We start from the raw sequence: 22,498 nt of genomic DNA, 5'->3' as shown, positions 1-22,498 counted from the left end.
CTGTCCCGCAAGTCTCGTCGGGCGACAGCGGCGGCCTCCGGGACTCTCGCCCGCGTCTGTCACCAGGCGAACTTTCAGGACAGCGCCTAGAGCGTGACGTTGCGTTTGTGGGCGATGAGCGCGAGGACGACGACGATCAGCGCGGCACCGCCGGTGAGCCCGGCGACCAGCAGCGCCCAGCCGAAGAACGACTGGGAGTTCTCGCCCGCGTACTGCACGGTGGCCTGCAGCATCGACGCCTGACCGGGCTTCGGAGACCACGCGATCGTGTTGTTCTCCTCCTCCCGGCCGTTGGTGTTCACGATCTTGCCGGGGAAGCTGACCTTGACCTGGATGTCCGCGCGTTCCACGGGCACCTGGGTCAGGTCGACCGAGCCCGAGAGCGTCACGAGATCACCCGACCGGCGGAAGCTGAGGCTGTAGCGGCTGTTCGACGAGCTGGTGGACGACGACAGCGTCCGCATCTCGTCGAACGACAGGCCGTTGAAGAACAGCTGAGTGCCCGCGTACGACTCCACCCGGTACGGCTTGGTGGTGACCCGGCTCGCGAGCTCGGGCGGCACCTTGAGCTGCGGACCGGGGTCGTTGTCCTGGGTGGGAGGCGTGGCCGCGACGATCTCGCCGGAGATGCGGTCGTCGTCCGACACGGCCATGGCGGCGTACACGCGAACGCAACCACTCAGCGAGAACAGGGTGAGCAGCAAGAAGACCGGCAGCAGCAGTGCCCGGGAACGACGCACCCGGACATCCTGCCAGGACGGTCCAAACGACGCAGGTCCCCTCCGAAGGTCGTGAGCTTGACTAACTACCTTTTGGTGTGGAGGGGCGCGAGGTAGCGTCTCGAAACATGGCATCCGTGCACGAAATCAGCAACAAATTCGTCAGCGACTACGTGGCGTTGGACCCGATCACGGCCACGAGTCTGGGGTTCGCGGGATCCGACGACAAGCTGACGGACCTCTCCCCGGAGGGGCACGCGGCGCGCGACGAACTCGCCGTCCGCGCGCTCGCCGCCATCACCGCCGCACAGCCCGCGGATGCCTCCGAGGAAGCGGCGCGCGCCGTCTTCCTGGAACGGACGGGCGTTGAACACGAGTTGTACGAGGCCGGTGAGACCGAGTCCTCGCTGAACGTCATCGCGAGCCCGATCCAGTCCGTGCGCGACATCTTCGACCAGATGCCGACCGACACGCCGGAGCAGTGGGCCACGATCGGCAGCCGCCTCTCCGCCGTGCCCGCCGCACTGGACGGCCTGCGCGCCTCTCTCTCACACGCCGCATCCCGCGGAAACGTCTCCGCGCTGCGCCAGGTCACCCAGGTCGCCAAGCAGTGCGACACCTTCGCCACGACGTTCTTCGGCCCGTTCGCCGCGTCCGCGAACGTCGAAGGCTCGGTGCGCTCCTCTCTCGACGCCGGCGCCACCGCCGCTGCCGCCGCCTACGCGGACTTCGCCTCGTTCCTGCGCACGACGCTGGCTCCCCAGGCGCCGACCAAGGACGCCGTGGGCGAGGAGCGCTACCGCCTCGGCTCGCGTTACTTCACCGGCTCGCGGCTCGACCTGGCCGAGGCCTACGCGTGGGGCTGGGAGGAGTTCCTCGGCATCGAGGCCGAGATGAAGACGGTCGCCTCACGGCTCAAGCCGGGCGCCTCTCTCGCGGAGACCGCGGCGTTCCTCGACGAGCACCCGCGCTACCAGGTGCACGGCCAGGACGGCCTGCAGTCGTGGATGCAGGAACTGTCCGACAAGGCCCTTCTCGACCTGCGCGACGTGCACTTCGACCTGCCGGACGTGCTCATGAACCTCGAGTGCAAGATCGCCCCGCCCGGCGGTGCCGTCGGCGCCTACTACACGCAGCCGACCGCGGACTTCTCCCGCCCGGGCCGGATGTGGTGGTCGATCGCCGAAGGCAAGTCGGTGTTCCCGACGTGGCGCGAGACCTCGACGGTCTACCACGAGGGCGTGCCGGGCCATCACCTCCAGTGCGCGACGGCGGTGTACCAGTCGGAGTCGCTGAACGACTTCCAGCGCCTGATGTGCTGGGTCTCGGGCCACGGCGAGGGCTGGGCGCTCTACGCGGAACGCCTCATGCGCGAGCTCGGCTACCTCGACGACGACGGCGACCTGCTCGGCATGCTCGACGCGCACCTGTTCCGCGCGGCCCGCGTGATCATCGACATCGGCATGCACCTGGAGCTCGAGATCCCTGCCGGCACCGGCTTCCACCCCGGCGAGCGCTGGACCCCCGAACTCGGCCTCGAGTTCATGATGACCCGCACCCTCTCGGAGCCCGCGCACATCCGCGACGAGATCGACCGCTACCTCGGCTGGCCGGGCCAGGCGCCGGCGTACAAGATCGGCGAGCGCCTGTGGCTCGCCGCCCGCGAGGACGCGCGGACCCGCAAGGGTGCCGACTTCGACCTCAAGCGCTTCCACAAGGAGGCCCTGGAGATGGGCGCGATGGGCCTCGACACCCTTCGTGAACGGTTGGCCGCCCTCTGACCGCACCTCGCGGTTTGGTGCTCTGACCTGCGCTTACCTGCCCCATTGCAAAAGACGTTTGCGGACGTCCGCAAACGTCTTTTGCATAAGCGGGCGGGTCAGGCGAACTGATATATCGGATATCAGTGGGCTGCGGGGTCGCGCAGGCGGAACATCGAAATGTCGAAGCCCGTGCCCGTGAGGCTGCTGTCGAACGGTTCGCCGCCCGGTCCCGTGTAGGTCAGCCGATGCACGTCGTCGTTGGACAGGAAGGCGCCTTCGACCTCGTAGTCGCCGCCACCCTTCTTGATCCGCTGGGACAGCTGGTGGGCCAGGTACTGCGCGAGGCTGTACCCCTTGCCGGTGCCGCCCACCTCGGCCTTGAGCTCGCGGGCGACCTCCGGGTGGGCCCGGTCGACCTTGATCGCCAGCTGGTACGCGGTCATGTAGGGCCGGCCGAAGTGGTGCCCGGACTCGTTGACGATCGTGACGGCTCCGAGTGCTTCGCGGACCTTCTTCTCGACCAACAGCTTCTCCCAGATGCTCACGTGGCTCGTCCTCCTGCCGCGGCGGGTCTGACGGACCGGCTGTCGTGGGAGTGCCTCCGGCCGTTACGCCGGGTCGGCCCACCGGACGCGCACCCGGTTCGTGATCGGCTCCGGATCGTCGGTCCGCACGAACTCGAGCCACGGACCCGGCTCGGGCCGGACCGAGGCGAAGCCGTCACCGCTGCGCACCACCGGGTGCCCGGTCGCCTCGGCGGACGCTCGCGGATCACGTGAGTCGACGACGACGGCCGCGATCACACCGGGGTACTCGGGCCGGGGTTCGAGGACGCAGAACTCGTTGCCCTGCGGATCGCGCAGCACCACCCACGGCACGTCGGCCTGACCGACGTCGGCGTGTTCGGCACCGAGCTTCAAAGCCCGCGTCACGATGTCCGCCTGGTGTTCGGATGAGGTCGAGGCCAGGTCGATGTGCACCCGGTTCTTCTCGATCTTCGGAGCGTCGCTCCACACGAACGTCAACTCGATCTCGTCACCGGCGAATTCGGACCAGAACGCGGCCAGCGCGGGAGGATCCGCCGCCTCGAACGTGATTTCCACTCGTGCGAGGGTACTGTCTCGCGCGTGGCGAAGCTGGTGCTCGGACCCCTTCTCAGGTATGTCGACGACACATCCGCGACGGTGTGGGTCGAGACGGACACCTCCTGCGAGGTGAAGATCGCCGGCGGCACGGCGCGGACGTTCCAGGCGGGCAGTCAGCACTACGCGGTCGTCCGGCTCGAGAACCTTGGGCCGCGCACCGAGTACGACGTCGAACTGGACGGCGAGAAGGTCTGGCCGGAAGCGGACAGCCGCTTCCCGAAACCCGTCATCCGCACCGGACAGGTCCGCCGGATCGCCTTCGGGTCGTGCCGTGCCGCGCCGGACCAGCCGCTCGGCCCGGACGCGCTCGACGCGTTCGCGCAACGGCTCATGGACGCGCCGGAAGAGGAATGGCCGCAGGCGATGATCCTGCTGGGCGACCAGGTCTACGCCGACGAACCCACCGAGGCGACCAAGCAGTGGCTGCGGGATCGCCGCAAGGGTTCGAAGGAACCCGACGGCGAGGTCGTGCACTTCGGTGAGTACGCCCGCCTCTACCACGAGACCTGGGGCGACCCGGAGATCCGCTGGCTGCTGTCGGTCGTGCCGACGGCGATGATCTTCGACGACCACGACGTGCGTGACGACTGGAACACGTCCGCGGTGTGGCGCAAGGAGATGGCGGACAAGCCGTGGTGGCGTGACAGGATCCGCGGCGCCATCTCCTCCTACTGGGTCTACCAGCACCTGGGCAACCTCGGCCCGCAGGAGCTCGCCAAGGATCCCTTGTACGCCAAGGTGAAGGCCCAGGACACGGACGTGCTGCCGATGCTGCTGGAGTTCGCCGAGGCGGCGGACAAGGAGTCCGAGGGGCGCAAGTCGACGTGGTGGAGCTTCCGCCGCGACTTCGGCCGCACCCGGCTGCTCATGCTCGACACGCGCTCCGGCCGCATCCTCGAGGAGGGGGAGCGGCAGATGATCAACGACGAGGAGTTCGACTGGATCGAGCACAACGTCGAGCAGGACGACGAGTACGACCACCTGCTGATCGGCTCGTCGCTGCCGTGGCTGATGCCGCACGCGCTCAGCCACTTCCAGTCCCTCAACGAGATCGGCGCGCGCAAGCCGGGCTGGCAGGGCAAGGCCGCCGAGGGGATCAGGCAGGCGGTCGACCTGGAGCACTGGCCGGCGTTCCGCGAGTCGTTCGACAGGCTCTCGCGCATGATCGAGAAAGCGGGCAACAACGGCGCGGCGACGGTGTGCGTGCTGTCCGGCGACGTCCACCACAGCTACGTCGCCGAGGCCGAGTTCCCGAGGCCCACCAAGGCCGTCGTCGCGCAGCTCGTGTGCTCGCCCATCCACAACGAGGCCCCGAAGGTGCTGCGGCCGGCGTTCCGGCTGTCGTGGTCCCGTGCGGCTTCCCGGGTGTTCCGCCGTCTCGCGACGATGGCCGGAGTGCCGGAGGACCTGGTGCGCTGGCGCAAGACCAGCGGCCCGCACTTCGGGAACTCCATAGCGTTGCTGGACTTGAACGGCCGCCTCGCCCGCTACCGACTGTTGTCGGCGAAGGGCGAGGAGACCACGTCCGTCCTACTTGGTCGCGAGTCGGAGTAGCGCCCACAGCTGCGCGATCGCGTCGTCGTCGCCGACCGTCGTGACCAGGCGGTCGGGCAGACGTCCCCACAGCCAGCGGTACATCGTCATCGGGCCCGCCGACACCTGCGCGTCGGCGACGTGGGCGTCCTCCGGGTCGACCACGCGCCAGGCCGACGAGCCGCGCGGGCCGCAGCGCGTGAGCCACAGGTGGTCCTCCACCTGGATGGTGACGAGGCTGTCGCGCGATCCCCGCACCCCGAGCACGTCCAGCTTGTGCCCCAGCCACAACGTGAGCACCTCGTCGACGCCGTCGATCGCGATCTCGTCGGCGACGACACCCACCTCCATGCCCGCCGCGCCCTGGACGTCCATGCGGTGCAGCGTCGTCTCGTGCGCGAGGCGACGCCGCCAGAAGCCGTAGTTCTGCTGGTCCGGCCACCACGTCGCACACGGCTCGTCCTCGTCGTGCGCTTCGAGTTCCGCGATCACGGCCTCCGCGCCCGACCGCATGAAGTCGAGCGGGTCCTCGTCCGGGGCCGGGTGCTCCTGCCATTCCCCGATCTCGGGCTCGCGGCCGAGCCTGAGCCACGCCAGCACGCCGCGGTAGCCGCCGCCGATGTGCCGCACGGTCTCCCCGAGGTTCAGCCCGGGGCAGGCGGGCACACCCTTGTGCGGCGGCTGGCCGATCGCGGACATGGCGAGCAGATCCGCCTCACGGCGCAAGATGTCGAGCGAGTTCACCGCTTCGCCTCACTCATGACGCCGTCGACGAGTGCCACGAACAGATGGGTCTGTCGCACGAGATCGTCAGCCGTGCGCGCGTTGACGTGCCTGGTGATCCCCGCGAGTACGGCGGCCCGTGTGGACGACCACGACGCGAAAAAAGCGGCCCACTCACTCATTTCCGGCGCCATCGCGGCGAGCAGCACCCACGCGCTGGTCGGCCGCGACCGCCCACGATGAGGCCGTCCACGCAGGGCGAGCACCGCGGCGGCAGCGCGCAGTGCGGCGAGGTAAGCGGTCGCGAACCGCTCCGGGGGTTCGGGCGTGCGCTCCGACTCGGCGAGCGAGTCGTGGGCCTGCCGCAGCAGGACGAGCGCGGACGCGGGCGGCAAGGGGATGGGGAAGGCTGCCGGATTCGAAATCTCAGCTGTCATCTCGGCCTCCTCGTGGCGTCGGTGAACGACGTCACCGCCGAGGGGAAGCCGGCGGCTCTCGGAGGTGGGGTGCTTCCCCCACCCCACCTCCGAGGCATGGTGCGAATCGAACACATGTTCGAGTCTCCGTAAGCGTAGCTGCCAGCGGATGGATTCCTCAACCCGCCCCACCACGTGGGCGCGAGTCGTGGTCTGATGGAGACGTGAGTGCGCTAGAACACCCCGGAATCCGCAAGGTCGCGGACGCCCTGCCTCCCGCCACCGCCGAACGGATCGTCGTGCTGCCGGACGCGGTGCGGACCGCGGCGGCCGCGGCGCAGGCGGTAGGTGTGCAGGTGGGCGCGATCGCGAACAGCCTGGTGTTCGCCGCGGTCCGCGACGGCGAGGCCACCCCGCTGCTGGTGCTGACGTCAGGCGCGCACCGCGCGGACACGTCGCTGGTGGCCGCACTCGTGGGCGCGGACGCGGTCAAGCGCGCCGATCCCGAGTTCGTCCGCGAGCACACCGGCCAGGTGATCGGCGGGGTGTCGCCGGTCGGGCACCCGGCGCCGATCGAGACCGTGGTCGACGAGTCGCTGTCCGGCTACGAGGAGATCTGGGCGGCCGCGGGCCACCCGCACGCCGTCTACCCCACGACCTTCGCGGACCTGGTGGCGCTGACGAGCGGACGCGTCGCGGTGGTGTCGGCATGACGGCCTCGCCGCGCCTGGAGCGCATCGTCGAGCTCACCGCCTCCGAACTGAACGTGCGGCTGGGCGAAGCCCTCGCGCTGTACGTGACGGCGATGAACTACCCACCCGCCACCGTCGAGCAGCGCGCCCCGATGTGGCTCGCGCACATGATGCGCGAGGACTGGCGCTGCGTCGTCGCGCTGGGAGAGCAGGACGAACTCGTCGGCATCGGCTACGGCTACCGAGGCGCGGCCGGCCAGTGGTGGCACGAGCAGGTGCGGCGCGGGCTGATGCAGGTCTCGCCACCCGCCGTCGTCGACGGCTGGCTCACCGACTACTTCGAGCTCACCGAACTGCACGTGCTTCCGCGCGCCCAGGGTCGTGGCCTCGGCGAAGAGCTGCTGCGCAGGCTCATGGAGGGCGTGCCGTCCTCCCGCGTGCTGCTGTCCACGCCCGAAGGCCCGAGCAAGGCGTGGAAGCTCTACCGCCGCGTCGGCTTCGAGGACGTGCTGCGGCACTACCAGTTCACCGGCGACCCGCGCCCGTTCGCGGTCCTCGGCCGGACGCTGCCGGTCACCTAGAACCAGACCTGAATCTCGTTCGGCAGTTCCGCGCTCTCCGGGTTGATCACGCAACCCGGAGCTGACGGCCGCCTCCTTCCGGTGCGTCGTAGCTGAAACGCGCGCGACTCGACGCCGACCCACGCCGCCGCCAGCCTCCGTTTGCAGCTCGGCGCGACCGCATCCGCATGCAAAAAACGTTTGCGGACGTCCGCAAAAGACTCATTGCAATGGCGTGGTGAGCGGGGCGGCAAGAGCGAGGGAGCGGCATATCGGCAGGTCGGGATAGGGGCTTGCGATCAACCTGACCTGTCCCTACGCTCACTGATATGCAATATATTGGATATGGGTCCCTGAAGGAGCGGGCGGCGGCCGAGATCCGGTCGGCGATCGTGCGCGGTGATCTGGAGCCGGGCACGCCCATCAAGGACGTCGAACTGGCGGAGCGGCTGGGCCTGTCCCGCACGCCGGTGCGGGAGGCGCTCGCCACGCTGACCGACGAGGGCCTGGTGGAGACCAAGCCGCACGCTTACACCCGTGTCACCGCGCTGGAGGCGGAGCCCGTGCGCGACGCGCTCGTCGTCGTGCAGTCGATGCACTCCCTCGCCGTCGGCCTGGCGGTGCCGAAGATGACGGACGAGGACATCGCCGCGATGCGCCTCGCGAACAAGGCTTTCCAGAAGGCGCTCGACGCCAACGACGCCGTCGCCGCGCTGGCCGCCGACGACGAGTTCCACGCCGTGGCCGTCCGTTGCTGCGACAACTTCGCGATCACCGCGACCATCGACCGTTTCACGCCACTGGTGCGCCGGATCGAGCACAGCCGCTTCTCGTCGCCGAACGCGCGCCACTCAGTGACGCAGCACCAGCAGATCATCGAGGCGTGCGAGAAGGGTGACGCGGCGCAGGCCGCGGTCCTGGTCGACGAGAACTGGGACACCCTGAAGGAGGAACTGTGAACAGATTCCCGCTTCTCTTCGGGCCCTCTCCGGTCCACCGGCTGGACCGCCTCACAGCCCACCTCGGTGGCGCCGCCGTGTGGGCGAAGCGCGAGGACTGCAACTCCGGCCTCGCCTACGGCGGCAACAAGACCCGCAAGCTCGAGTACCTCGTCGCCGACGCGATCGCCACCGGCTGCGACACCCTCGTGTCGATCGGCGGCATCCAGTCCAACCACACCCGCCAGGTCGCGGCCGCCGCGGCCCGGGCCGGCCTGAAGGCCGTGCTGGTGCAGGAGAGCTGGGTCGAGTGGTCCGACGTCGGCAGCGACCGCGTCGGCAACATCCTGCTCAGCCGCATGATGGGAGCCGACGTCCGGCTGGTGGACGCCGAGTTCGGCATCGGCGTCAAACCCGCCTGGGAACAGGCGATCGAAGAGGTCCGCGCCAACGGCGGCAAGCCCTACCCGATCCCCGCCGGCGCCTCCGACCACCCGCTGGGCGGCATGGGGTTCGCGAACTGGGCCGACGAGGTCCGCCAGCAGGAAGCGCAGCTCGGCGTCTTCTTCGACACGATCATCGTCTGCTCCGTCACCGGCAGCACGCAGGCGGGCATGGTCGCCGGGTTCGCGAACGACACCGGCCGGCGTGTGCTGGGCATCGACGCGTCCGCCAAACCCGCCGAGACCCTCGACCAGATCACCCGCATCACGCACAACACCGCCAAGCTCCGCGAGGTCACGGTGTCCGAAGAGGACATCCTCCTCGACGACCGCTTCCACGCCGGCACCTACGGCATCGCCGACGAGTCCACGCTGGAGGCCATGCGCCTCGGCGCGAGCCTGGAAGCGATGATCACCGACCCGGTCTACGAGGGGAAGTCCCTGGCAGGGCTCATCCACCTCGTGTCGTCGGGCGAGATCGGCCGCGACTCCACGGTCCTCTACGCCCACCTCGGTGGGCAGCCGGCACTCAACGCCTACAGCTCCCTGTTCTCCGCCGGCGACTAGGCGGAGTGGTCACGCCCGCAGGCGCAGGCCCTTCGGGGTGGCGCGGAAACCGGCTTCCTGCAGGACCGTCGCCAGGTGTGAAGTGAGCGCGACCTCGCCGTCGGCTCGCTGGACCGCCAGCTGGCCCAGCCAACCGTCGCGGACCGCCCGGCTCAGGGCGTTCGCGGCGGTGCGCAGGGCCGGTTCGTCGTCGGTGAACGACAGCAGTGACTTGCCTCCTCTCTCCACGTAGAGCGCCGGGGTGCCGTCGACCAGCACCGCCAGCGCACCTGCCTTGCGGCCCGGCCTGTGCTTGCCCTCGCCCAGCGGATCCGGCCACGCCAGCGCGGCTCCGTAGGGCTGGGCCGGGTCGGCCGCAGCGAGCACCACCGCGGTCTCGTCGGCCTGCGAGGACTGACCGGGCGGACGCGACAACGCCCGCAGCCGGTCCACCGCGCCCCGCGCCGCGAACTGGGCCGCGCCCAGCCCCTCGACGACGTAACCGCGGATGACCTGGTTCGACTCCTCCATTGCCCGCAACACCTTGTAGACGCCGCTGAACCCGCCCGTCACGCGCTCGGTGTCGAGAGCACCCCTGGTCAGCACGCCGTGCCGTTCCAGGAACGCCTCGGCACGCGCGTGTGCCCGGCGGGTCGGGTTCTCCGCCGGAGTCACCGCGAGGGACCAGCGACCGGCAGCGGTCGGCGGGCCCGTGCGCGAAGGCATGTCGGGACGCGAACGCAAGCGGGCATACCGGCCCCGCGGAGCAGCACGGCGAGGTTTGTGCGCCGCCCCGCCGCCGGACACCAGCGCGCGCAACGGCGACAACGTGTCGTTCGTGATCAGCCCCGCCCACACCAGGTCCCACAGCGTGCCGACGACCTCGGCGTCCGTGCACGTCACGGAGACAGAAGCCCGGTCGACCACCTGACGGAAGAACAACGCCCCGCCGGACAACGCCTCCAGGACCGCCGTGTGCAGCGGCGACTCGGGGATCGACTCCGGCACCAGGTCGGGCAGCAGCAGATCGGCCACGTCGGCCGGGGCGAGCGCGATCCAGCCGTCGCCACCGGCCAGCGCACCGCACCCCGTCCACGTCACCTCGCCGGACGCCGTCAGCTCGTCCAGCAACGCCGGGTAGTAGCCGGGCAGCCGGGACGGGAGCAGCAGCGATTCCAGCGCGCTCGCAGGAAGCGGCGCTCCCGCGAGCTGTTCCACCACCGAGAACACGTCGTCGAGGGTCGGCGCCGACCGCAACCGACGGCCCAGGCCGTGCCACTGCGGGAGGAACCGGCCGAGAGCGGCCGGTTCGACCGGCTCCACCTCGGAGCGCAGCCGGGCCAGCGAGGCCCGGCGCAGGCGGCGCAGCACGTCCGCGTCGCAGTACTCGGTGTGCGTGCCGCCGGGACGGAGTTCACCGCGCACCAACCGGCCCGTGGCCGCCATCCGTTCCAGCACGCTTGTCACCACGGCCACGCCCAGACCGAAGCGGGCAGCGGGTTCGGAGGCGGGGAACGGACCGTGGGTGCGGGCGTAGCGGCTCAGCAGGTCGCCCAGCGGATCCGCCACCGGTTCGGTGAACGCCTCCGGCACGCCGACCGGGAGAGCGACACCGAGCGCGTCCCGGACCTTGCCCGCGTCCTCGATCGAGATCGAGCGTTCCTCGCCGGCGATCCGGACGCGGATCACCCGGCGCTCGGCCACCAGTTCGTCGAGCCACTCGCGCGGCACACCGCGTTCGAGCGCCTCGGCGTCCGAGAGATCTCCCAGGAACCGCAACAGGTCCGCGGTGTCCTCGGCATGACGTGGTCTGCGGTCCTCGGAGAGGCGTTGCAGGCTGCGTTCGACCTCGGCCACGATCTCCGGGTCGAGCAGTTCGCGGATCGCCTCCGACCCGAGCAGTTCCGCGAGCAGCGTCGAGTCGAGCGACAACGCCGCCGCCCGCCGTTCCGCCAGCGGAGCGTCCAGCTCGTAGAGGAACATGCCGACGTACCCGAAGAGCAGGCTGCGGGCGAACGGCGACGGCGACTGGGTCTCGACCTCGACCACGCGCACCTTGCGCGCGCGGACGTCCGACATCAGCTCTTTCAGACCCGGCACGTCGTACACGTCCTGAAGGCATTCACGCATCGCCTCCAGGACCACCGGGAAGCTCTCGTACTTCGAGGCCACCGACAACAGCTGCGCGGACCGCTGCCGCTGCTGCCACAACGGGGTGCGTCGTTTCGGATCACGGCGGGGCAGCAGCAGCGAGCGGGACGCGCACTCGCGGAACCGGGCCGCGAACAACGCCGAACCGCCCACCTCCGCGACCACGATCTGCTCGACCTCGTCGGGGTCGAGCAGCACGTCCTCCGCGGTCGCCGTCACCTCGGCGCCCTCGTGGTCGAGGGCGTCGGGCAGCCGCAGCACGATGCCGTCGTCGGAGTGCGCCGCCTGCACCTCGACACCGCGCTTCTCCCGCAGGCGCGCCGCGATCGCCAACGCCCACGGCGCGTTCACCTGCGCGCCGAACGGGGAGTGCACGACGAGCCGCCAGTCGCCCAGCTCGTCGCGGAACCGTTCCACCAGGACGGTCCTGTCGTTCGGCACGTGCCGCGTGGACTCCCGTTGCTCGCCCAGGTACGCCAGCAGGTTGTCCGTCGCCCACTCGTCCAGACCGGCGGACTTCGCCCGTGCGCGCGCGGCCGAATCCTCCATCGTGGACACTTCGCGCAGGAACTTGCCCATCGCCCGGCCGAGTTCCAGAGGGCGGCCGGGAGCGTCGCCCTTCCAGAACGGCATCCGCGCGGGCTGCCCCGGCGCGGGCACCACGATCACCCGGTCGTGGGTGATGTCCTCGACCCGCCACGACGACGTGCCCAGCAGGAACGTGTCGCCCACCCGCGACTCGTAGACCATCTCCTCGTCGAGCTCACCGACGCGCGACCCCGGCCCCTTCTCCGACGGCGGGGTCATCACCGCGAACAACCCGCGGTCGGGGATCGTGCCGCCGGACGTGACCGCCAGCCGTTGCGAACCGGGCCGGCCGCGCAGCTCGGAGTTCACCCGGTCCCAGGTGATCCGCGGCCGCAGCTCGCCGAACTCCTCGGACGGGTACCGGCCCGACAGCATGTCGAGCACCGCGTTCAGCGCCGAGTCCGGCAGCCCGGCGAACGGCGCCGCCCGCCGCACCAGTGCCGTCAGCTCGTCGACCGTCCACGTCTCCATCGCCACCATCGCGACGATGTGCTGCGCCAGCACGTCGAGCGGGTTGCGCGGGAACCGCACGGCCTCGATCGCGCCGTCCCGCATCCGTTCCGCCACCACCGCGCACGACACCAGGTCGCCGCGGAACTTCGGGAACATCACACCGCGCGACACCGCGCCGACCTGGTGGCCGGCCCGGCCGACGCGCTGCAGGCCCGAGGCGACCGACGGCGGCGCCTCCACCTGCACCACCAGGTCGACCGCGCCCATGTCGATGCCGAGCTCCAGCGACGACGTCGCCACCACGCACGGCAACCGGCCCGACTTCAGGTCTTCTTCCACCGCCGTGCGCTGTTCACGCGACATCGAGCCGTGGTGCGCACGGGCCACGGACGCCGTCTTCTGCACGGTCATGCCCGACTGGCCGATGGCCTCGGCCGGGAAGGACTCCGGTTCGGAGGCCTCCTCGGCGAGCTCGTTCAACCGCGCTGTCAGCCGTTCCGCGAGCCGCCGCGAGTTCGCGAAGACGATCGTCGAGCGGTGCGCCCGCACGAGCTCCAGCACCCGCGCCTCGACCGACGGCCAGATCGAGGTGCGCTGTTCGGCCCCGGCGGCCGAACCCGACACCTCGCCCGTCGGCTGGCCGAGCTGCGCCATGTCCTCGACCGGCACCTCCACCTCGACCTCGATGACCTTGGGCGTCTTCGGCTGCACCACCGACACCGGCCGGCCGCCGGACAGGAACGTGCCGATCTCCTCGACCGGCCGCACCGTCGCCGACAGCCCGATCCGCTGCGCGGGCTTCTCGAGCAGCGAGTCCAGCCTTTCGAGTGACAAGGCCAGGTGTGCGCCGCGCTTGGTGCCCGCCACCGCGTGCACCTCGTCGAGGATGACCGTCTCCACGCCGCGCAACGACTCGCGCGCCGATGACGTGAGCAGCAGGAACAACGACTCCGGGGTCGTCACCAGCACGTCCGGGGGAGTGCGCCCGAACGCCCTGCGTTCCTCCGGGGACGTGTCGCCCGTGCGCATGCCCACGGTGATCGACGGCTCGGTCAGGCCGAGCCGGTGCGCCGCCTGCCGGATACCGGTCAGGGGAGCGCGCAGATTTCGCTCGACGTCCACCGCCAGGGCTTTCAGCGGCGAGACGTAGAGCACCCGGCAGCGCCGTTTCGGTTCCGCGGGCACCGAGGAGGAAGCCAGCCTGTCGAGCGCCCACAGGAACGCGGCCAGCGTCTTGCCCGAGCCCGTCGGGGCGATGACCAGCGCGTGCTCGCCCGCCGCCGCGGCCGCCCACGCACCCGTCTGCGCCTGGGTGGGCGCGGCGAAGGCTCCGGCGAACCACTGCCTGGTCGCCGGTGAGAAAGCCTTCATCGCATCCATGCGAACCATCATGACGGCGGGGTCTGACAATTTCTGATTACGCAGGTCCGAGCACCCGCCGAAGCCCGCTGTGGCACGATCACCCGGTACGTCCTGCGAGGGGAGCACGGTGCGCGTCCTGTCCGTCGACCTGGGCACCGCCAACACGGTTGCGGTGCTGTCCGACCACGGTGTGGTGGATGTGGACGGTGGGCCCACGATGCCCTCGTCCGTCTACCTCGACGAGGACGGTTCCCTGCGTGTCGGCCGAGAAGCGGAGCGGCGGTCCCGTCAGGACCCGTCGCGCTACGAGGCGAACCCCAAGCGCCACATCGACAAGGCGACGATCAAGCTCGGCGAGCAGAACCTGCCGACCAACGACGCGCTCGCGGCCCTCTACTCGCGCGTGATGGAAGCCGTCACGGCGCTGCTCAAGGGCGAGCACCTCGACGAGATCCGCCTGACGCACCCGGCCGAGTGGGGCCCGAGCAGGCGCAACAAGCTGCTGTCCTCGGCCAGGCTCGCGGGCATGACCGGCGAACTCGTGCCGGTGCCCGAGGCCATCGCGGTGGCCTCGCTCGGCGGCGGCCGCCCGCTCGCCGTCTACGACTTCGGCGCCGACACGTTCGACGTGTCCGTGCTCGACTCCCAGCACCGCATCCTCGCCGACGGCAGCCTGAGCGACGTCGGCGGTCTCGACATCGACCAGGCGCTGCTGGAGCACATCGGCCGCAGCGTCTCGCACAAGGACCCGGCCGGCTGGCAGCGGCTGCTGCGCCCCACCACCGTCGACGACCACCGCGCCCGTCTCGGCCTGCGCGAGGAGCTGCGCCTCGCCAAGGAGGACCTCTCCGAGCTGCCCCAGGTCGAGGTGCTGATGCCGGAGCCGTTCGAGAAGGTCCTCATCACGCGCGCCGAGCTGGAGGCGTTGATCCGGCCGAGCCTGATCCGCACCACCGAGGTCCTCATCTCCGCGGTCCGCAAGGCCGGCGTCACGCCCGAGCACGTCTACCTCGTCGGCGGCTCCTGCCGGATGCCGCTGGTCGCGCAGATGATCGCGGAGAAGGTCGGCATCGTCCCGACCAACCCCGACCACCCGGAGACGATCGTCGCGTCCGGCGCGCAGGTCGTGGACCGGGCGGCGATCACGCTCAAGGCCGAGGACGACAAGCCCAAGTTCGTCGAGCCGCCCACGGTCGTCACCGCGCCGGTCAGCCCCGCCGTGACCGGCCCGCACCCGGTGAACCCGAACGTCAGCGGCCCGAACCCGGTGATCAGCGGGTCGTACCCGAGCGGTTCCTATCCGAGCGGTTCGTACCCCAGCGGCGCGTACTCGGCGAGCGGCACCTACCCGGTGAACCCGAACGTCAGCGGCAGCTACCCGATGAACTTCCCGCAGCAGCAGGCGCCGAAGAAGGACAACAAGAAGATCCTTGTCGGTGCCGGCGCGGCGGTCCTCGTGGTGGCGGGCGTGATCGGCGCGATCTTCGCGTTCTCCGGCCCGAGCCTGCCCAGCGCCGACGACTGCAAGGACGACACCGCGCAGGACGGCCAGGGCTTCACGAAGTGCCTGCGCCAGCTCGCGGGCACCGTGCCGGACGGCGGAGGCTGCGAGAAGGCCGACTCCGCGCAGATCACCGGCATGGAGGAGATCAAGGGCACGGTCGTGAGCTGCACGATCCGCGACGGCTACGCGGTGCAGTACATCCTCACCGACAGCGTCACGGGTGCGGAGAACAACGCCTCCTCGATCGCGAAGTCGTTCCAGACCGAGCGCGTCGAGGCCGACTGGACCGGCAACGGCCTGGAGGGCGACTACCGCGCGGCCACGTCGAGCGGCACCGGCGTGCTGGTGTTCACCGCCAAGGGCCGTCCCATGTTCGGCATCCTCACCAAGACCGCCGAGGAGAACGCGGACGAGCTCAAGGCCGACGAAATGGCCGACTTCTTCGAGAAGTCCGTGCAACCGGGGGAGTAACCGCCCCTGATGGCCCTGTCGGCGCGCCGCTCCGGCGTGCCACGATCGTGATCATGGTGACCGTCGCGCCGCGGGTCGAACGCGTGCAGCGCCAGGTCGTCCGCGTGCTGACCGGCACCCAGGTCCTGGGGTCGGCGGCGGTGACGATCGGCCTCGCGTTCAGCACGTTGATCGCCGCGTCGCTGTCCGGCTCCGAGGCCGTCGGCGGGCTCGCGCAGACCGCGGCCGTCGCCGGTGCCGCGGTGCTCGCCCTGCCCGGGGCCCGGCTCGCGCAACGCAGCGGACGCCGTCCCGCGCTCGTCCTCGGCTACGGCATGGGCGGGCTCGGCGCGCTGATCGCCGCCGTCGCCGTGGGCCTCGGGTCGTGGCAGGTGCTGCTGGTGGGCCTGCTCCTGTTCGGAGGGGCGTCCAGCGCGAACTACGCGGCCCGTTACGCCGCAACGGATCTGGCGCACCCGAACCGCCGTGCGCGCGAACTCTCCCGCGTCGTGTGGGCGGCCATGATCGGCGCGATCATCGGCCCGAACCTCGCCGATCCCGCCGGGCGGGCGGCGGAGTTCCTCGGCATGCCGGCCGGAGTGGGGCCGTTCCTGCTGGCGGCGGTCGTGCTCGCCGCGGCCGTGCTGGTGATCCAGTTCGGGCTGCGGCCGGACCCGCTGGTCGTCGTGAAGAGCACACGACCGGTTGAATCCGCGGACTGCTGCGCGGGAGGCTCCAGCGGCGAGAGTCCCCGTGGTCTCAAGGTCTGGGGCACGCTCGGGCCGATGGCTCGGCTTGCACTCGTTGGTGTGATGTTGTGCCACACCGCGATGGTCGGGCTGATGTCGATGACGCCGGTGCACATGAACCACGCCGGGTCGTCGTTGCGCGTGGTCGGTGTCGTGATCAGCCTGCACGTCGCCGCGATGTACGCCGCGAGCCCGTTGTTCGGGTGGATGGCGGACAAGCTGGGCCGGGTGCCGGTGCTCGCGATCGGCGCGTCGCTGGTGGTGGCGGCCTCCGGGGTGGCGGGGATGGCGCCCTCGCACGACGCTCCGCAGCTCGCCGTCGGCCTGGCGCTGCTCGGCTTCGGCTGGTCGGCCGGGCTGGTGGCCGGATCGGCGTTGCTGACCGAGTCCGTGCCGGTGGACGACCGGCCCGCCGCGCAGGGACTGTCCGATCTGGTGATGAACGTCGGCGGCGCCATCGGGGGAGCGGTGTCGGGGATCGTCGTGACCGCGTGGTCGTACGCGGCGCTCGGGCTCATCGTCGGGTTCACCGCGTTGCCGTTGCTCGTCGTGTGCCTCTTCGCATCGCTGCGCAGGCCCGTTCGTTAGGGTCTCCCGGTGCGCATCACCATGTTCCGCAAGCTCATGGCAGGGGAGTTCGGCCAGGTCAGGGCCGAGATGATCGCCCACGACCACGTGCTGTCGTCGTTGGGAGGCCGGACCGCCGACCAGGCCCTGGAGGCCGGGATCGGCGCCAAAGAGGTCTGGGTCGCGGTCTGCAACGCCTTCGAAATTCCCGAAAGTCGCCGCTGAAGTGGCGGTTCGGAGTGTCACGTGTGCTCGAACACGTGTTCGGCTACAGTGGCGCCGACCCCCGGCTTCGCAGAATTGTCAGACCCCGCCAGTAGCGTCAGGTCCAACATGACGAAGCAACGGCAGACGACAAAAGGTGGACCCAAGATGGCACCCGCAGCACCCGACCGGGACAAGGCGCTCGAGCTGGCCCTGGCGCAGATCGACAAGCAGTTCGGCAAGGGCTCGGTCATGCGCCTCGGCGAGGAGGGCCGTGCCCCGATCGCCGTGATCCCGACCGGCGCGATCGCCCTGGACGTGGCACTCGGCATCGGTGGGCTGCCGCGGGGCCGGGTCGTCGAGATCTACGGCCCTGAGTCCTCCGGTAAGACGACCGTGGCGCTGCACGCCGTGGCGAACGCGCAGAAGGCCGGCGGCATCGCGGCGTTCATTGACGCGGAGCACGCCCTCGACCCCGAGTACGCGAAGAAGCTGGGCGTCGACACCGACGCGCTGCTGGTCTCCCAGCCCGACACCGGTGAGCAGGCGCTCGAGATCGCGGACATGCTGGTCCGTTCCGGCGCGCTCGACATCCTGGTCATCGACTCGGTCGCCGCCCTCGTGCCGCGCGCCGAGATCGAGGGCGAGATGGGCGACAACCACGTCGGTCTGCAGGCCCGCCTGATGAGCCAGGCGCTGCGCAAGATCACGGGTGCGCTCAGCGCGTCCAACACGACTGCGATCTTCATCAACCAGCTGCGCGAGAAGATCGGCGTGATGTTCGGCTCCCCGGAGACCACGACCGGTGGTAAGGCGCTGAAGTTCTACGCCTCCGTGCGTCTGGACGTCCGCCGCATCGAGACCCTGAAGGACGGCGGCGAGCCCGTCGGCAACCGCACCAGGGTCAAGGTCGTGAAGAACAAGGTCGCGCCGCCGTTCAAGCAGGCCGAGTTCGACATCCTCTACGGCAAGGGCATCAGCCGCGAGGGCTCGCTCATCGACATGGGCGTCGACCAGGGCATCCTGCGCAAGTCCGGCGCCTGGTACACCTACGAGGGCGACCAGCTGGGCCAGGGCAAGGAGAACGCCCGCAAGTTCCTGCTGGACAACCCGGACATCGCGAACGAGGTCGAGAAGCGCATCAAGGACAAGCTCGGCATCGGCGCCACCCTCGACGCCGACGAGACGGTTCCCGCCGCGCCGGTCGAGTTCTAAGAGGTAGTGGGGTTTGGACGAGGCTGAAGAGCAGCGCAAGGCACGGGACATCTGTTACGCGCTGCTCGGTGCCCGGGCCCGCTCCCGGCAGGAACTGCACGACGCGTTGCTGCGCAAGGGGATCAGTGCCGGCGCCGCCGAGATCGTTCTCGGCAAGTTCGACCGCGCCGGCCTGATCGACGACGCGCAGTTCGCCGAGATGTGGGTGCATTCCCGGCACACGTACAACGGCCTGGGCCGCCGCGCCCTGGCCATGGAACTGCGCCGCAAGGGCGTGGCGGACGAGGTGGTGGCCGAGGCCGTCGCCGCGGTCGACGGCGAGGCCGAGGAAGAGCGTGCTCGCGAGCTCGTCCGCAAACGCCTGCGCACCCTGTCCGGCGTGGACGAGACGACGAAGATCCGCCGTCTCGTGGGTGCGTTGGCGCGCAAGGGTTATGCGGAAGGCCTCGCCTATCGGGTGGTGCGCGACGAGCTGCGCAACGCCGGAGATGAGGCCTCGGCGCTGGACGAGCCCTGGTCGTAGGCCAGGGCCGGTCCCGTTCGCGGTGCCGCAACCGATCACGCCGCTGTGGTGGTGGGCTCCGAGTAGCCTGAAAAGCGTGAGCACTACTCCCGACGCGCCGTCCGCCGTGACTCCCACGGTCTCGGACCTGCTCTGCTTCGACCTCTACACGACGTCGCGAGCGGTCACCGGCTTCTACCGCCCGATCCTCGACAAGGCGGGCATCACCTACCCGCAGTTCCTGGTGATGCTGCTGCTGTGGGAGAAGGACTCGAGGCCGATCCGGGAGCTCGTGCAGGAGCTCGACCTGGAGTACAGCACGCTCTCGCCGTTGATCAAGCGGCTGGAGAAGAGCGGTCTGCTGGTGCGCGTCACGCACCCCGACGACGAGCGTTCGGTGCTCGTCCAGCTCACGGACAAGGGTCGTGAGCTGCGGTGGATCGGCGCCGAGATGTTCAACCAGCTCGGTAAGGCGCTCGGCATGACCCTGGAGGAGATCACCATCCTCCGCAGGGCGCTGAACCGCGTGAAGCACGGCGCCGAGCGCCAGTGAGCTGAAACACATCGCGTGCGAGGTAACTCGTCGGGTAACTTACATCGTGCACGACCTAATCGAGCGCGATGCACCACCGCCACGGTGCCCGACGAGAGAGTGAGAGATCAATGCGAGTTCGTAAGGTGATCGCCGTTCTGGGGACGCTGCTGGCGATGGCCGCCGTCGTTCCGTCGAGTGCCGGTGCCGCGGACGAGGCCTCGAAGCAGGGTGCCAAGAAGCCGACGATCGTCCTGGTGCACGGCGCCTTCGCGGACGCGTCCAGCTGGAACGGTGTTGTGGAACGCTTGCAGCGCAAGGGGTTCCCGGTCGTAGCGGTGGCGAACCCGCTAAGGTCCGTCACCGGTGACGCGAACTACCTGCGCCAGGTGCTCGCCTCGATCGAAGGGCCGATCGTCCTCGCTGGACACTCCTACGGCGGCATGGTCCAGTCGGCCGCGTCGCTCGGCAACCCGAACGTGAAGTCGCTCGTCTACGTCGCGGCGTTCGCGCCGGAGAAGGGCGAGACCGCTCTCGGGCTGTCGAACCAGTTCCCCGGCAGCACCCTCGGCGACGCGGTGCGGCCGATCCCGCTCGGCGACGGGACGACCGATCTCGTGATCGCGCAGGACAAGTACTGGCAGCAGTTCGCGGCGGACGTGTCCCGCAAGGACGCGACGCTGGCGGCGGCGACCCAGCGCCCGATCAACGACACCGCGCTGAACGAGCAGGCAGGCGAGCCCGCCTGGAAGACCATCCCGTCCTACTTCGTGGTGGCGGGCAAGGACAAGAACATCCCGATCGCCGCGCAGAAGTGGATGGCCGAGCGTGCCCACTCCCGTGCGACCGTCGAGGTCAAGGGAGCTTCGCACTCGGTGGCCGTGTCGCACCCGGACACCGTGGCCGACCTGATCGTGCGCGCCGCGCGGTAGTGGAAGACGAAGAATCCGGGACGCGGGCAGGGGCGTCCCGGATTCTTCGCGTCGGGGCCCGGCCTACCGGACGGGTTTCGCGACCTGGCAGCCGGGCAGCGTCAGGTCCAGCGTCGTGCGGGGACCGAAGCAGGCGACGAGACCGAAGGTCTGCTGGCCGTAGTTGGTGCCGCGGCGGACGGTGATCTTGCCGGCGGCGTCGACCTCGCACGGGTTGTTCATCGTGCAACGGCCGCCGCTCTCGTTGCCGGTGTTGTTGACGCCGACGACCTTGCCGCTCGCGTTGTCGATGATCGGCGAGCCCGACGTGCCGCCGATCGTGTCGCACGACGGCGTGTAGCGCAGCGAGTCACGCCAGGTCCAGCTCGCTTCCCTGACCTGGTGGACGAATCCGTCGATCTGGCAGGAGTAGATCTTCTTCCAGTAACCCGAGGCGATCCTGATCTCCGTCTTGGTGGACGGGCGCGCGGCGGACAGTTCGAGCGCGCGGCCGCCGTGCTGCTGCTGGAGTTGCTGGTAGGACTTGTCGAGCCGGTAGAGCGCGGCGTCGGTGCCGGTCATCGTCGCGTAGACGAGCCTGGTGCTCTGCAGCGTCGCGATGTCCGAGCCGGAGCCGTTGAGCAGCTTGAAGGTGCGGTCCGCCGGCTGGTCGACGTACACCTCGCCCGCCTTGATGAACTCGACGCAGTGCCCGTTGGTGAGCACGAGCGCTTTGTGCGAGGGGCTCGAACCGGGCAGGCGGACGAGCGAACCGGAGCAGTTGTTCAGCTTCACCGTGCCGGTGAAGTCGACAGCCGCCTGCGCGGGTGCAGTCGTCACGCCAAGTGCGGCGATCGAGGCCAGCAGGATTCCGGCGAGTCGTCGTGCCATGCACGGATCGTAGTCGATCAACTACCTTCGGCAGTCGGCCGGTCGGCCGTCCGTAACTCGATCGGGTGATGCCGTGGGTTGGGGCTAACGGGTGAAGCAGACCAATCGACGTCGTGGTCACACATCGCAACCCTCGGGAGCCTTGATGACCTATCCGACGCCGCCCGTCTACGCCGAGCCTCCGGTCGCACCGCCGAAGACCGCACGCTTCGGTGCACTCGCGTGGACGGCGGTGATCCTCGGGATCGTCGGCATCCTCAGCTCGTGGCTCATCTTCTTCAACAACCTCACCGCGATCGCCGCGTTCGTCGGGATCGTGCTCGGCGTGATCGCGTTGTTCGGCACGCGCAAGGTTCTCGCGGCGGCCGGTGTCGTCCTGTGCGTGCTGGCGATCGTGCTGACGGTCGTGGCGCAGCAGGCCGCGGTCGAGGAACTCGACAAGATCCTCGACGGCAGCACCAACCAGGGCCAGGTCGGCGCTCCCGGCGAGACCGCGAAGCAGGACGCACTGAAGGAGAACCCGACCTGGGGCAAGAGGTACTCGTGGGCGAACGGCCTCTCGGTCGACGTCGCCAAGCCGGTCGCGTGCACGCCCGGTCAGTTCTCCGCGCCGCCCAACATCGCCCGCGCGGTGAAGTTCGAGATCACCATCACCAACGGGACCAGCGCGGCGTTCGAGACCGCGCTGATGTCGATCGGTACCGACGCGCAGTTCAACGGGCAGAAGGCCGACATGGTGTTCGACTCGGGCGGCGGCTGTGACAGCACGTTCGACTCGGCGACCGTGCTGCCGGGCAAGACCTACACCTTCCACATCGCGTACTCGGTCGGCGCGCAGCCCGGTGAGATGCAGCTCGTGTTCGAGCCGACCTTCAACTCCGACAAGGCCGCGTTCGTCGGTCAGGCGTAAACCGTTCGCTTGCGGGCGCACGGACGGGTTA

At 69.8% G+C, this 22,498-nt stretch carries 21 protein-coding genes; 14 read left to right on the top strand and 7 right to left on the bottom strand.

Annotation, left to right across the window (positions count from 1 at the left end; translation table 11 throughout):
• Positions 1-86: 86 nt before the first annotated feature.
• The gene (locus tag PV646_RS43600; RefSeq protein ID WP_500348926.1) at positions 87-740 is read right to left on the bottom strand and encodes a DUF3153 domain-containing protein; all 654 of its coding nucleotides are present in this window, start codon (positions 738-740) and stop codon (positions 87-89) included.
• A gap of 107 nt (positions 741-847) precedes the next feature.
• Here PV646_RS43600 and PV646_RS43595 point away from each other — a divergent pair, with 107 nt between their 5' ends.
• Entirely contained in the window at positions 848-2,500 is a 1,653-nt protein-coding gene (locus PV646_RS43595) for a DUF885 domain-containing protein (protein WP_500348924.1), read from the top strand.
• A 122-nt stretch (positions 2,501-2,622) separates the two neighbouring features.
• On the opposite strand, the gene PV646_RS43590 is transcribed toward PV646_RS43595, so the two are convergent.
• A complete protein-coding gene (locus PV646_RS43590) occupies positions 2,623-3,027 on the bottom strand; it encodes a hypothetical protein (RefSeq protein WP_500348923.1) in 405 nt (134 codons plus the stop codon).
• Positions 3,028-3,090: 63 nt separating this feature from the next.
• Positions 3,091-3,585 (bottom strand): VOC family protein, encoded by a 495-nt coding sequence (locus PV646_RS43585; protein ID WP_500348921.1) that lies wholly within the window; start codon positions 3,583-3,585, stop codon positions 3,091-3,093.
• Positions 3,586-3,609: 24 nt separating this feature from the next.
• Between PV646_RS43585 and PV646_RS43580 the strand changes: the two genes are divergently transcribed.
• Positions 3,610-5,181, top strand: a complete 1,572-nt coding sequence (locus PV646_RS43580) for an alkaline phosphatase D family protein (RefSeq protein ID WP_500348919.1) — start codon at positions 3,610-3,612, stop codon at positions 5,179-5,181.
• Here PV646_RS43580 and PV646_RS43575 read toward each other — a convergent pair.
• The gene (locus tag PV646_RS43575; protein ID WP_500348918.1) at positions 5,158-5,904 is read right to left on the bottom strand and encodes a maleylpyruvate isomerase N-terminal domain-containing protein; all 747 of its coding nucleotides are present in this window, start codon (positions 5,902-5,904) and stop codon (positions 5,158-5,160) included. The genes PV646_RS43580 and PV646_RS43575 overlap by 24 nt on opposite strands.
• A complete protein-coding gene (locus PV646_RS43570; RefSeq protein ID WP_500348916.1) occupies positions 5,901-6,320 on the bottom strand; it encodes an SAV_6107 family HEPN domain-containing protein in 420 nt (139 codons plus the stop codon). The genes PV646_RS43575 and PV646_RS43570 overlap by 4 nt, the downstream gene beginning before the upstream one ends.
• Positions 6,321-6,523: 203 nt before the next feature.
• Here PV646_RS43570 and PV646_RS43565 point away from each other — a divergent pair, with 203 nt between their 5' ends.
• The 4 genes from PV646_RS43565 (at position 6,524) to PV646_RS43550 (ending at position 9,499) form a co-directional block, all read left to right on the top strand.
• Positions 6,524-7,012, top strand: a complete 489-nt coding sequence (locus PV646_RS43565) for a YbaK/EbsC family protein (RefSeq protein ID WP_500348914.1) — start codon at positions 6,524-6,526, stop codon at positions 7,010-7,012.
• Positions 7,009-7,572 (top strand): GNAT family N-acetyltransferase, encoded by a 564-nt coding sequence (locus tag PV646_RS43560; protein WP_500348913.1) that lies wholly within the window; start codon positions 7,009-7,011, stop codon positions 7,570-7,572. Before PV646_RS43565 ends, PV646_RS43560 begins: the two co-directional genes overlap by 4 nt.
• 308 nt (positions 7,573-7,880) lie before the next feature.
• On the top strand, positions 7,881-8,510 hold the full coding sequence (locus PV646_RS43555) for a GntR family transcriptional regulator (protein WP_500348911.1): 630 nt from the start codon (positions 7,881-7,883) through the stop codon (positions 8,508-8,510).
• Positions 8,507-9,499 (top strand): 1-aminocyclopropane-1-carboxylate deaminase, encoded by a 993-nt coding sequence (locus tag PV646_RS43550; protein ID WP_500348910.1) that lies wholly within the window; start codon positions 8,507-8,509, stop codon positions 9,497-9,499. Before PV646_RS43555 ends, PV646_RS43550 begins: the two co-directional genes overlap by 4 nt.
• Positions 9,500-9,508: 9 nt before the next feature.
• Here the strand turns inward: PV646_RS43550 and PV646_RS43545 are convergent, their stop codons facing one another.
• Entirely contained in the window at positions 9,509-14,059 is a 4,551-nt protein-coding gene (locus PV646_RS43545; protein WP_500348991.1) for an ATP-dependent helicase, read from the bottom strand.
• Positions 14,060-14,159: 100 nt separating this feature from the next.
• Here PV646_RS43545 and PV646_RS43540 point away from each other — a divergent pair, with 100 nt between their 5' ends.
• The 7 genes from PV646_RS43540 to PV646_RS43510 all read left to right on the top strand — a co-directional run bounded on the left by PV646_RS43540 (position 14,160) and on the right by PV646_RS43510 (position 20,687).
• A complete protein-coding gene (locus tag PV646_RS43540) occupies positions 14,160-16,007 on the top strand; it encodes an Hsp70 family protein (protein ID WP_500348908.1) in 1,848 nt (615 codons plus the stop codon).
• Positions 16,008-16,060: 53 nt separating this feature from the next.
• Positions 16,061-17,323: an MFS transporter gene (locus PV646_RS43535; RefSeq protein WP_500348907.1), complete on the top strand. Its 1,263-nt coding sequence runs from the start codon at positions 16,061-16,063 to the stop codon at positions 17,321-17,323.
• Positions 17,324-17,332: 9 nt separating this feature from the next.
• Positions 17,333-17,527 (top strand): DUF3046 domain-containing protein, encoded by a 195-nt coding sequence (locus PV646_RS43530; RefSeq protein ID WP_500348905.1) that lies wholly within the window; start codon positions 17,333-17,335, stop codon positions 17,525-17,527.
• Positions 17,528-17,674: 147 nt separating this feature from the next.
• A complete protein-coding gene (recA, locus tag PV646_RS43525; RefSeq protein WP_189159366.1) occupies positions 17,675-18,721 on the top strand; it encodes a recombinase RecA in 1,047 nt (348 codons plus the stop codon).
• 13 nt (positions 18,722-18,734) lie between these two features.
• Entirely contained in the window at positions 18,735-19,244 is a 510-nt protein-coding gene (locus tag PV646_RS43520) for a regulatory protein RecX (RefSeq protein WP_500348903.1), read from the top strand.
• A 76-nt stretch (positions 19,245-19,320) separates the two neighbouring features.
• Positions 19,321-19,776 carry a MarR family winged helix-turn-helix transcriptional regulator gene (locus tag PV646_RS43515; RefSeq protein ID WP_500348901.1) on the top strand — a complete coding sequence of 152 codons (456 nt, stop codon included), beginning with the start codon at positions 19,321-19,323 and terminating at the stop codon, positions 19,774-19,776.
• A gap of 110 nt (positions 19,777-19,886) precedes the next feature.
• The gene (locus tag PV646_RS43510) at positions 19,887-20,687 is read left to right on the top strand and encodes an alpha/beta fold hydrolase (RefSeq protein WP_500348899.1); all 801 of its coding nucleotides are present in this window, start codon (positions 19,887-19,889) and stop codon (positions 20,685-20,687) included.
• Positions 20,688-20,750: 63 nt separating this feature from the next.
• On the opposite strand, the gene PV646_RS43505 is transcribed toward PV646_RS43510, so the two are convergent.
• Positions 20,751-21,557, bottom strand: coding sequence for a S1 family peptidase (locus PV646_RS43505; protein WP_500348898.1), 807 nt, complete (start codon positions 21,555-21,557; stop codon positions 20,751-20,753).
• A 145-nt stretch (positions 21,558-21,702) separates the two neighbouring features.
• Here PV646_RS43505 and PV646_RS43500 point away from each other — a divergent pair, with 145 nt between their 5' ends.
• Positions 21,703-22,467 (top strand): hypothetical protein, encoded by a 765-nt coding sequence (locus PV646_RS43500; protein WP_500348896.1) that lies wholly within the window; start codon positions 21,703-21,705, stop codon positions 22,465-22,467.
• Positions 22,468-22,498: the final 31 nt, after the last annotated feature.

Origin of the sequence: Streptomyces sp. ID05-26A (assembly GCF_033794685.1) — a bacterium.
In the GTDB taxonomy this organism is placed as follows: Bacteria; Actinomycetota; Actinomycetes; order Mycobacteriales; family Pseudonocardiaceae; genus Lentzea.
Note: the sequence above shows the minus strand (reverse complement) of the source record. Positions and strands in the feature narration are given on the sequence as shown.